This window comes from Streptomyces sp. NPDC059957, from assembly GCF_042730015.1.
Lineage (GTDB): Bacteria > Actinomycetota > Actinomycetes > Streptomycetales > Streptomycetaceae > Streptomyces.
Map to the genome: position 1 here is coordinate 1 of NZ_JBHWMB010000084.1, position 10298 is coordinate 10298.

Annotated in this window: 9 protein-coding genes and 1 tRNA gene; 8 read left to right on the forward strand and 2 right to left on the reverse strand. The window is 69.1% G+C overall.

Annotated features, from left to right (window positions below):
• Positions 1–166 precede the first annotated feature (166 nt).
• The 3 genes from ACFWBW_RS35595 to ACFWBW_RS35605 all read left to right on the forward strand — a co-directional run bounded on the left by ACFWBW_RS35595 (position 167) and on the right by ACFWBW_RS35605 (position 4130).
• On the forward strand, positions 167–583 hold the full coding sequence (locus tag ACFWBW_RS35595; RefSeq protein WP_385381879.1) for a DUF2690 domain-containing protein: 417 nt from the start codon (positions 167–169) through the stop codon (positions 581–583).
• Positions 584–971: 388 nt separating this feature from the next.
• Positions 972–2591, forward strand: coding sequence for a hypothetical protein (locus tag ACFWBW_RS35600; RefSeq protein ID WP_385381882.1), 1620 nt, complete (start codon positions 972–974; stop codon positions 2589–2591).
• Between the two features lie 324 nt (positions 2592–2915).
• Complete coding sequence (locus tag ACFWBW_RS35605; protein WP_385381885.1) at positions 2916–4130, forward strand: trypsin-like serine peptidase; 1215 nt, start codon at positions 2916–2918, stop codon at positions 4128–4130.
• A 316-nt stretch (positions 4131–4446) separates the two neighbouring features.
• On the opposite strand, the gene ACFWBW_RS35610 is transcribed toward ACFWBW_RS35605, so the two are convergent.
• A complete protein-coding gene (locus tag ACFWBW_RS35610) occupies positions 4447–5721 on the reverse strand; it encodes an ROK family protein (protein ID WP_385381888.1) in 1275 nt (424 codons plus the stop codon).
• 178 nt (positions 5722–5899) lie between these two features.
• Here ACFWBW_RS35610 and ACFWBW_RS35615 point away from each other — a divergent pair, with 178 nt between their 5' ends.
• On the forward strand, positions 5900–7741 hold the full coding sequence (locus tag ACFWBW_RS35615) for an RICIN domain-containing protein (RefSeq protein WP_385381891.1): 1842 nt from the start codon (positions 5900–5902) through the stop codon (positions 7739–7741).
• A 441-nt stretch (positions 7742–8182) separates the two neighbouring features.
• Complete coding sequence (locus ACFWBW_RS35620) at positions 8183–8716, forward strand: hypothetical protein (protein ID WP_385381894.1); 534 nt, start codon at positions 8183–8185, stop codon at positions 8714–8716.
• Between the two features lie 321 nt (positions 8717–9037).
• On the opposite strand, the gene ACFWBW_RS35625 is transcribed toward ACFWBW_RS35620, so the two are convergent.
• Positions 9038–9111, reverse strand: a tRNA-Met gene (locus ACFWBW_RS35625).
• A gap of 3 nt (positions 9112–9114) precedes the next feature.
• Between ACFWBW_RS35625 and ACFWBW_RS35630 the strand changes: the two genes are divergently transcribed.
• The 3 genes from ACFWBW_RS35630 (at position 9115) to ACFWBW_RS35640 (ending at position 10220) form a co-directional block, all read left to right on the forward strand.
• Positions 9115–9276 carry an excalibur calcium-binding domain-containing protein gene (locus ACFWBW_RS35630; RefSeq protein ID WP_385381897.1) on the forward strand — a complete coding sequence of 54 codons (162 nt, stop codon included), beginning with the start codon at positions 9115–9117 and terminating at the stop codon, positions 9274–9276.
• Between the two features lie 402 nt (positions 9277–9678).
• A complete protein-coding gene (locus tag ACFWBW_RS35635; protein ID WP_385381900.1) occupies positions 9679–9843 on the forward strand; it encodes a hypothetical protein in 165 nt (54 codons plus the stop codon).
• A 47-nt stretch (positions 9844–9890) separates the two neighbouring features.
• Positions 9891–10220 carry a hypothetical protein gene (locus ACFWBW_RS35640; protein WP_385381903.1) on the forward strand — a complete coding sequence of 110 codons (330 nt, stop codon included), beginning with the start codon at positions 9891–9893 and terminating at the stop codon, positions 10218–10220.
• Positions 10221–10298: the final 78 nt, after the last annotated feature.

Genomic DNA, 10298 nt, shown 5'->3' on the forward strand with positions numbered 1-10298 from the left:
AGTACGCGGGCTTCCGCCCGGCACGCCGAGAGCACGCACCAGACGCCGCGAGGCCGCCCTTCGGGCGACGACGGGAATTTGACGACAGGCCCTAGCGCCCCAAGCGGCTGTCACCCAGCACACCCAATTCCACAGACCAGAACACCCGATCCGAGAGGCAAACCTTATGAAGCACATCGTCGGCGCACTCCTGGCCACGACGACCCTCCTGGCGGGCGGCATCGCGGCCGCGGCACCCGCATCGGCCGCGACCAGCTGCTACGCCAGCAGCTGCAACGGGCTGGACCCCAGCAAGACCACGTGCAACAACGACGCGCGGACCGTCGAAGTCGGCAACGGCAGCGGCAACATCCAACTGCGCTACAGCCCCTCCTGCCGCGCCGCGTGGGCGCGCCTGCAGTGGAGCAGCGGCGCCGGCACCATCGAGGTCAACAACGACCGGGGCAATCGCTACACGGCGTCCGTGAACTCCTCGGGCAGCGTCAACGTGTTCACCCGGATGGTCAACGACAAGGACATCACCTCCAACGCCATCTACACCTACGACGGCGGCAAGAGCTGGGACTCCACCCCCCGCTACTGACTTCTAGAAGCAGGACTACGCCCCGGTCGTCATCGCTCCCGGGGAGCGCCTGCACCTCGGCGTCGTCAACTGCCAGGCCCCACCTCAGCTTCATCCCCACCCACCTCCCGCTTTCTGGACCTGGGCACTTTCGATAGTCCCGTAGGTCGCGTTGAGGCCGACGACGATGCCGAGCCCCGCTATGTCGGCTGCTGCTCGTTTCAGGGCCGAGCAGGAGCAGCACACCCCACGCGCACGCCGTCGCGTTCGCCCTTGCGGGCTGGGCAGTGGGTGAAACTGCGGGTTATCCCGGGCCGATCCGATGGATTGACGGACTCCCATTTGCAGGCGATAGTTGCGCGTCCGGGAAGGGGCCCGGGAGCACAACCAGGGGTGGGGCGCAATAGCCATGCACGGCACGAACGAAAACAACCAGGCCAACCAGGTCAATGAGGACAATGGCGTCACCCGTCCCGCGGGTGACGCGGCGTCGGACGCCACCGTGATGGCCGCCGGAGCCGGGCAGAAAGTCACAGAAGCGAACATCTCTGCGTCCGGCAGCGCCGCGCAGGACACCCCGACGGATGAAGGCGTCGACGGTGCCCGTGCAACGAGCCGGGCGCTGTTCACCGCGCGGCGGTTGGACGCGGCCCGACAGGCCGCCCGTAGGGGACTGGAGGCGTACGGGCCGGACGCCGAGCTGTCGCTGCTCCTCGCGCTCGCACACGTGGCCGAGGATGACGACGAGGAGGACGACCGCGCCGAGCAGATCTACCGGGACGCCCTGGAGGTGTTCCCCGACCACCTGGGGCTGCTCGCCGGGTACGCGGAGCTCTGCCTGCACAGCGACTTCCAGGACCGTCCGGCCCGCAACACCCGGGGCCCCGCCCTCGCGGCGCGGGTGGCCGAGCTGGCCCCCGGCTCGCCCGAGGCCCTGCGCGTGGCACGGGTGCGGAGCGCGCCGTGGCTGACGGCCGCAGGCGAGAGGGTGGCGCGGCGGCCGCGTGTTGCCCGTACCCAGATGTTCGACCTGCGCCAGGCACTGGCGACGGGCCACGGTGTGCGCGCCGCGGCCGAACAGGCGCGGGCGGATTCCGGGCAGCGGCCGGACGACGCGCGCCGCGCGATGCTCGCCGAGGCCCTCGAGGTGCTGAACCGGCCCGGACGGGTGGTGCTACTGCCGCTCGTCCGCAAACCCTCTGAGACGGGACTCGTGCGCGCCGTGCTGATCAGCGCGGTTCTCATCGCCGTGGTCTGCCTGGAGCTTCCGCAATGGCTGTGGTGGGCCGGGCTCGTGGCCTACGGCGCGCTGCCCTTCTGGCTGGCCGGGGTGCTGCGCCGCGCCCGGCGCCGGGGTGGGCATTCCGCTGCCGCGCATCCGGTCCCGCTGGATCCGGCGCTGCCGGAGCTGCCGCCCGTGCCGCCGTACTCGCGCCGCGAGCTGGACCTCGCCCTGGTGGGGGTGGCGGTGGTGCTGGGCTGCCTGGTGGGGGCCGGGGTGTGGTCGTACATGCTGAGCACCGAGTATCCGCGCTACGGCGTCACTGCCCCGGAAACGTTCCAGGGCATGCGGCTCCTGTGGAACTCCCCGCTCAACCAGGATTTGGAGGCGGCCTCCGCCGCCACCGATCCGGAGGGCTACGAGTCCTTCACTCACGCGTACGGCGACCTCAAGACCAACGACGGGCTCATCGGCGTCCGCGTGCTGACGGGCGACTTGCACGACATGTCGGCGGACACCCTGAGCTCCTTCGCGGACTCCGTGCGCGCCGGGGCCGACCGAGTCGGCGCGACGGTGAACCGGTCATGGAAACCGGCGGCCGGACCGGCCGGGGGCTGGTTGGAGTGCGTGGGCCTCACCACCTCCGACGGTGGCCGGCGTGCCGTGTGCCTGTGGGGTGACAAGGGCAGCTCCGGCATGGTGACGATCATGGACCCGGACCTGGCCGCCCGGGCCGACTCCCTGACCCGTGAGCTCCGCGCGGCACTCATTCACCCGGCGGACGATGCGGAACGACAGCGGGGCTGAGTCCCGGCCCTCGCCGCGCGAGGCCGCGGCGAAGCTCGCGCCGTGGATGCCGAGGTCGGTGAGCGCGGCGGTGGTTCCGCCTGCGGTGCACCTGTGCGCGTTGTCCCGGCGATTCGGTCTTCGTCAGTGCCCGTGCCCTCCTCGTCAGGTAGATCCCTGGCGAACTTGCCCGCTCTCTCGGTCTCGCCGACCTGCTTGTCGTCCGCGATGACGCCGCAGTTGCCGAAGTTGCTGTCCGGGGAGAACAGTTCAACGACTCCGGGAACAGGACCCCTACCGGCTGGTAGCTTCGTTCGGAAACTCTTTCTATCCGAGGAGTACGCCATGAGGATGCGTCAGTTAGCCCACCGGCGAACGTCCGTGCTGGCCCTTGCGGTGGCCGCGGCCACCGCAACAACTGTGGGAAGCGCCCCTGCTGCACACGCCGCCGGACCCGCCGAACTTCGGCTTGTCCCTCTCGGCGCCGGCTACGAGGCCGGACTTCAGCAGCAGGTCGGGTATTGGAACCTGAACCGGCTGTCAGCCGCATCGCTCAACGGTGACGGGTCCGAAGCCGTCGCTCCGGCAGCCGGGTGGGATGACACCGCCCGGCCCTGGGCCGGCGGCGGGAAGATCACCAAGACGGTAGGCAAGCTGGTGATGCGGATGCGCAACGCCGACGGCACGGGCACGACCGATAACCTCGCGGCCTGCACCGCCACGGTGGTCAAGAGCCAGAACAAGAGCGTGGTGGTCACCGCGGCGCACTGCCTGCGCATCAACTGGGGCCTGAATGCTCCGCTGGACTTGAACCAGGTCGCCACGAACGTGCTGTTCATCCCCGACTTTCGGGGTGAGAACCTGCCGCGCGTCGCACCGGGCACCGACCTGGAAGCCGGCCCTGTGATTGGCCCCGACGTGGCACCGTACGGCGTGTGGGCGGTGACCCGGGCCTGGTTGACCGAAGGCTGGGCTGCCCAGTCCAACCACTTCAACAACAACGATATGGCCGCCATGGTCGTCGACAACCCCGCCGACGACCGTCCGATCGAAGACGTCGTGGGTGGTGGCCAGTCGATCGGTTTCAACCCGGCCCGCAAAACGCAACGCACCAATTTCGGCTACCCCTCACTGAACTTCAAGAGCTACAGCGGCCCCAACTTCTCCGGCACCGGTGCAGCGGTGATCAACGGCTCTCCGAACGTCAACAACATCCCCGCCCCGCAGCAGCGCATCTACGACGGACGCTCGCTGTTGTTCAGCCAGGGCCCGTCCTGGATCAACCGTGAGTGGTGGTGGGACACCAACAGCGATCTGATGAAGACCCAGCTCAGCCCCGGATCCAGCGGCGGACCTTGGTTCAAGGACTTCGACCCGGCCACCGGCGAGGGCGTCCTGGTCGGCGTCACCTCACACTTCGCCCAGTCCAGCACCGGCGGCCTCGACGCGATTGCCGAAGCCGAGAATCGTGCCCCAAGTCCCTACGTGGCTGGGACGAACTTCGGCAACCAGGAGAAGACCACCTTCGAGACGGCGCAGTCCGCCACCCCCGGACCTTGACCCTGTCTGACTCCCTCAGGTACTCCCCGGGCGTGGTGCTCGCATCCGTCCTGCTGTCACTGACGACACCACGCTGCGCACGCCTCATCGCGGCAACTTCGTGATCACGGTGAAGCCGGCCGAGGTCCCCGGCGAGCGGAACATTCGGATCATCCTGCCGAGTGACCACACGACCGGCGGGTCGGAGGGTGGGCCGGTGCGGGGCCCTGGCTGGGACGGAACTCCCGGAAGGCCGCCGTGCCGGCCCACTGCCGCGCGCGACGCAGAAACACGACCGAAGCGCTCATCGGCGCAGGCAGTCATTGGGCCCGCGCCCTCAGACCGCGCTCGGGTCCTGATACACCGCGTCGAGAGCCAGATGCGCGCCCCCACGCGCCGCCGCCGTGAAGCCCAGGGTGGACAGCAGGACTTCGCAGCCGCCGGCGTCAGGCGCCATGACCCGGTCGCGAACCACTTGCCGAACGCGGTCGAGCATGAGGTCGCCGATGTGCGTGAAGTAGCCGCCAAGCACTACCACTCCGGGGTTGAGCAGGTCGGCCAGAACCGCGATCCCCAAGCCTAGATCGTCCGCGACGCGGCCGAGTGCCTCCAGGGTGCGCGGGTCGCCGAGCTCGGCGCGGCGGTGGAGTTCGGCGAGCCGGGTCTCCAGCTCGACGGCCGCTTCGTGGATTTCGTCGCCGTCGTCGGCCGCGAGGCGGAGAATGGCGTCCAGCCCGACCATCGTCTCCCAGCAACCGTGACGTCCGCACACGCAGGCGCGGCGCTCGCAGCCGAGGGGCATGTGGCCGACCTCGCCGGCGAAACCGGCGCGGCCGCGCAGCAGGTGGCCGTCACTGATGATGCCTGCGCCGATGCCGCGTTCGCCGGTGATGCAGACCATGTCATGAACGTCCATGTCATGAACGCCCATGTCCTGGACCCGCACGTACTCGGCGATGGCGCAGGCCTTGGCGTCGTTCTCCAGGGTCAGGCGGGGCAAGGCAGGTGTGAGGCGGGCACGCAGTTCCTCGGCGACCGGGACGTTCCGCCAGCCGAGGGCGGGCGCGTACTCAACGGCGCCCAGGCTCCTGTCCATCACCCCGGGCACGGCGAGGGTGATGCCGATCGGACGCTTGCTCTCGCGTTCCAGGGCGGACATGCAGTCCTGGATGGACCGAGCCGTGTGGTCGAGTACCGCATCGGTTTCGGCATGGACGACGTCGAGCGCACTGCGGTGCTCGTATGCGGTGTCACCAGTGAGGCTGATGGCGAGTACGTGCACATAGCTGGTACTGATCTCCACGCCGATGCCGAAGATGTCCCTGCCGTCGATATGTACGAGGGTGCCGGGGCGGCCCACGGCGCCTTCCCGCTGCGTCGGCCCCTCGCTGACCAGGCCGAGTGAGACGAGTTCGGCCACCAGGCTGGTGATGGTCGGCTTCGGCAGCCCCGTGTCGCCGGCGATCTGGGCACGCGAACGCGGCCCGGAGTCGCGCAGGATCCGCAGCACCACACCGAGGTTGGTGCGACGGATGGACCGCCGGTCGCGCGGCTGCGCAGGCCCGGAATGGGCGTCGTTCGGAAGCGCCGCCGTTCGCAGGTCAGCCTTCAACTGTTCCTCGTCTCTGGTCGAGCCGTACGACCCTCATGATGCTGACAAGTGTCCGGCATCGCTCCCTCCCAGAGGTCTTGACACCGTCTATTAGTTCGGATCTTATTCAAACTAATTCAACGCGGCATCGACCCGCAGGCCCGCCCCTTCGGGCGGTCCAGCCAGAGAGGAGTCTCTGTTGTCGGCTCGTTCCAGAAGCAGCATCGCCAGTGCCCTCGTCGCGGCGGCCGTGGCACTGGCCGGCCCGGCGGCATCCGTGCCGGCCTCCGCAGCCGCTCCCACGTACTCGGTCACCATCGGCTCCAAGGGCCCGTGGGCCAACCCCGACGACACACCCGCCGCCACGTACATCGACAAGGACGGCTCGTTCTACTACCAGTCGGCCCACGCCCTGTACGCGGAGAGTGACCCCCGCAAGTGGACGTTCTACCGGGGCAGGGACTTCGACAGCGCCAAACGCGACGCCCGACTGAGCGAGGCGGTCAACCCGGCCAACGCTCTGGACCGCAATGACGACACCACGTGGCGGTGCAACAACAGCCCCACCGGCCGCGAGTCCACCTACGCGGACGCCGGTTCGCACTACTCGCAGCGGAACTACTGCGACCTCATGGGCGTGTGGGTGGACCCGGACTCGGGCGACTGGTACGGACTGGTCCACAACGAGTTCACCCCCGATCCCTTCGGGGACAACCTGCACTACGACGCGATCGACTACGCCGTCTCCAAGGACCAGGGGAAGACCTGGGACATCAAGGACCACGTCCTCACCTCCCCTTACAGCACGAGGCGGGGTGACAACGCGGCCTTCCCCCACGACACCTACCACTACGGCAACGGGGACGCCCGGCTGTTCGTGGACACCGCCTCGGGCTACTTCTACGTCTACTACAACTCGCGCGCGATCCCGAAGGGCGGCGTCCCGGGCGGATGGACGGACGGCAGCCGAGGCCACGTGGCCCGCGCCCCCATGTCCGGGAAGATGGCCCCCGACTCCTGGCGCAAGTGGTACGACGGCTCCTGGTCCCAGCCGGGAGTCGGCGGTCTGGAGAGCAACATGGAGCCCGTCGACGCCGACAACCCGACGGGCTACACCCCCGTCGAGAACGACTACGACCCGGCCACTCCCGGCAGCGTCGCCGAGCAGCAGGCCGGCGGCGAACTGCCCGCCAAGTCCGACCTGCTGACCATGAGCGTCGTCTACAACGCCCATCTCGGTCTGTACTTCGGTGAACCCGAGGCCGTGCACCAGGACGGCTCTGAAGCTCAGCGCTTCTACGTCACCGACGACCTGTCCACCCAGAAGTGGCGGCTGATCGGCGACTCCGGCGCCTACCGGTCGGGCTCCTGGTACCGATGGATGCTGGACTCCAAGAACAAGACCGGCTCCACGATCGTCGGCAAGACCTTCCGCAGCTACTGCTCGTTCTTCTGCTCGAACGGCGCGGACGGCGAGTACTACAACACCACCGTCGAGACCAGCGCCCCCGCCGCCCCCGTCGTCTCGGGGTCGACCTACACCGTCCACAGCGGCAACGGCCGCATCCTCGCGCAGGCCGCCGGCAGTCGGGCGACCACCTCGTTGCCCACGACAGACCCCTCCAGTCGCAGCCAATGGGTCTTCACCTCCAACGGCGACGGTTCGTACCGCATCGCCAACGCCGGCAGCCGGGAGCTCCTCGGTGTGGACTCCACCCGCGACAGCGGGCGAGCCTGGGGCGCTCTGCCGACCGTAGCCGCGGAACGACCCGGCGGGCCCACCGTCGGCCAGCAGTGGTTCGTCATTCCCGGAAGGAGCGTCGACGGCGCATCCACCGGCACGGTCCGCCTGGTGAACCGCTACAGCGGCCTGGTGCTCGGCATGTCGGGAGTCTCTGGCCGGCTCGCTGAAACCACGCCCACTCGTGCCTGGACCGACACCACCCTCAATCCGGTCGGCGGCGCCCGGACCGCCGCCGAGCAAACCCTGACGCTCACGCCCGCAGGACGGCCCGACTCCTACCGGAGAGCCGCACCATGAGCCGGGACCACAGGTCGCGGGCCCTGGCCGCCGAGCCGGTGGCTGTCCGGGACTACCGGCGCCCGCTCGGTCCGCTGCTGCGCACGCTGGACTCCCAGAAGCTGTTCGCCAGGGCCCTGACCGACCAAGAAGGATGCGGCCCCGGGAACTCCTCCACATCCGCAGACAAGAGGCGGAAATGCCGTACTGGTCGACCAGTGGCCCGAGCTGCGTGGACCGTCGCCCATAAGGGAGCGGGGGACCGCGCAGCTCCACGCTGCAGACGTTGTCGAGCTCAAGCCGGCGGAGTGCCGGACCCGCCCTGGGGCGGCCGAGGAGCGGTCCTGGGCCAGGCGCACGGCGGCCTGGGACGGCGGGCAACGGCCGAATTCCTTCTGCTGAGTGCAGGATTCCACTGCGAGGCTACGGGCGTCCATCCGGATCGCACCAGACGGAGATCCCATGAACCGAGTACGCTTTCGCCCCGCCTTATTAGCCGCCGCCGCGGTGCTTGCCCTGGTCCCGGCCGGGCTTGGCGCCACGGCGGCGCAGGCTTCGCCCGCCACTTCGGCTGGTGCCCCGGCCGCCCTGGCCGGCAGTGACACCGAGACCGTCATCACGGGTACGGCCGGGCTGAACCGGGGCGAGGCCTGGTATTCGCCCGACCGTCGGACCATGCTGATCCAGCAGTACGACGGCCACGTGGTGCTCTATCGCGACAACGTTGCCATCTGGACGGCCACGGGCAGCTACGGCTACGGGAATACCTTCTACATGCAGGCCGACGGGAACCTCGTCTCCTACGATGCGGCGATGCGCCCGCTGTGGAACAGTGCCACCGACCATCACTGGGGTGCGCATCTGGCGATCCAGAACGGCGGGAACCTGGTGGTCTATTACGGGTCCACCCCGCTGTGGTGGTCCAATTTCCGGCCTGGCGGCCCTGTGGATCCGGGCGACGACTGTACCCCGAGGCCTGGCCGGCTCTGCCCGTAACGCGAGACGCGGGTGGCACCCTCGCTGCTGAGCGAGGGGGGCCGATGCCTTTGCCGACGAACATGGCAGCCCGCTCGGAGGACGGCCCGTGTCTACGCAGGGCGGAGACCGGCTGATCCAAGGGGACAGTTTCAGGGTCGGCGGGAGCCGGATCATCCGCCAGGCCGGGACCGCGAGTGCAACGACCGGAGCTGTGACGGAGTGGCGAGTCGCTGTGCCACCGGCGGCGAGGGCTTCGAGGCAGGGTGCCGCGATGTCTGCCGCGTTCCCGGGTATGGCAGAAGGGCCCGGATCCTTGTGGATCCGGGCCCTTCTGTTCAGTAGCGGGGACAGGATTTGAACCTGCGACCTCTGGATTATGAGCCCAGCGAGCTACCGAACTGCTCCACCCCGCGTCGGTGAAACCCACCTTACGCCACTGCAGGACCGTTCCACACCGTCTTTGTCCTGCTCAGAAGCCGGGCGCCGGTGAGCGGGGCTGGCGAGGGTGTGGATGGCGGCCGCGTCGATGTTGGGGTTCGCACCTCGACCGGGACGGCGACGGCGTGGCCTGCGAGTGACGACCCACTGACCGCCCATCCTCTGCTCGGCCATGTGTCCTGCCTGCGTCCGGCCGACTGCCGGGGCACGCTGTTGTCCGCATGGGCGGCGCAGCGGCCGACCGCTGAAAGGGGGGGCTGGGCAAATTTTGGTGCATACCCGCCAGTAAGCGGGCGGAACGCTTGCGGGTTTGATAGTTCTGGCCTGAGCCGGCGGACGTGTTGTGCCGTCGGGATAGGGGTGAGGGCCATGCGCGAGGCTGCCCGTCCGCGGGTTGTTGTCTGCCCGCACTGCAAGGCCACGGACCGGGACGGCGACGCGAGGACGCTGTTCGCTGCCGGCGATGTGCTGTCGGTGACCTGGCACGTCCGCGGATGCCCACACTTGGCCGCCGACCGGATCCTCTCCGCGGCGCCCGGCCGGTGACCGGCCTGACGAAGCGACTGCACCTTCAGCTGGATCACGCCGCCGGCTCCCAGATGTACCCGCGGGCCCGGCGCATCAGCCGCTTGGCCGCGGGCTGGGCCGACTCGGGCAACGCGTCCAAGACCGAACGCCGCGTCTTCGCATTGATCTCCTTCCGGTGAGCAGAAGCGATAGAACGAGCCGCCTACCCCCTTGGAGGGCAAAGACGATGGCAGACGAAACACAGACGGGGTATGTCTCCTCGGACGGCATCTCCGCGGGCGAGCAGATCATCGCCGCGCTGGACAGGCTTCCCGCACCCATGGTGGTGGCCCTGAAGCAGTTGATGGTCTCGTTCGGTTTCCCGCCGTCGGGCACCGTCAACGAGATGCCTCCCGGTGTTGCCCCCGCGCTGACCGCGGTCGCGGACGCGTTCTGCGGAAGCACCACGGGCGGGCAGGGGCCGGGGCAGGGGCCGGGCTTGCCGGGTGGGGGAACTCCGGCCTTCCCCAGGACGCCCCCGCTGCCTCCGCCCCCGCCCGGTGTGATCACCGGCTAGACGCAGCGGAGGGATCCGACGCGTCCGCTGTGACGCTCGGCTGTGCAGCGACAGGCCGGTCCGCGCACTGTTGTGGAC

Bases quoted from the DNA above. Each gene is read 5' to 3' on its own strand.
- ACFWBW_RS35595 (WP_385381879.1), top strand. From the start codon at position 167: ATGAAGCACATCGTCGGCGCACTCCTGGCCACGACGACCCTCCTGGCG.
- ACFWBW_RS35600 (WP_385381882.1), top strand. From the start codon at position 972: ATGCACGGCACGAACGAAAACAACCAGGCCAACCAGGTCAATGAGGAC.
- ACFWBW_RS35605 (WP_385381885.1), top strand. From the start codon at position 2,916: ATGAGGATGCGTCAGTTAGCCCACCGGCGAACGTCCGTGCTGGCCCTT.
- ACFWBW_RS35620 (WP_385381894.1), top strand. From the start codon at position 8,183: ATGAACCGAGTACGCTTTCGCCCCGCCTTATTAGCCGCCGCCGCGGTG.
- ACFWBW_RS35640 (WP_385381903.1), top strand. From the start codon at position 9,891: ATGGCAGACGAAACACAGACGGGGTATGTCTCCTCGGACGGCATCTCC.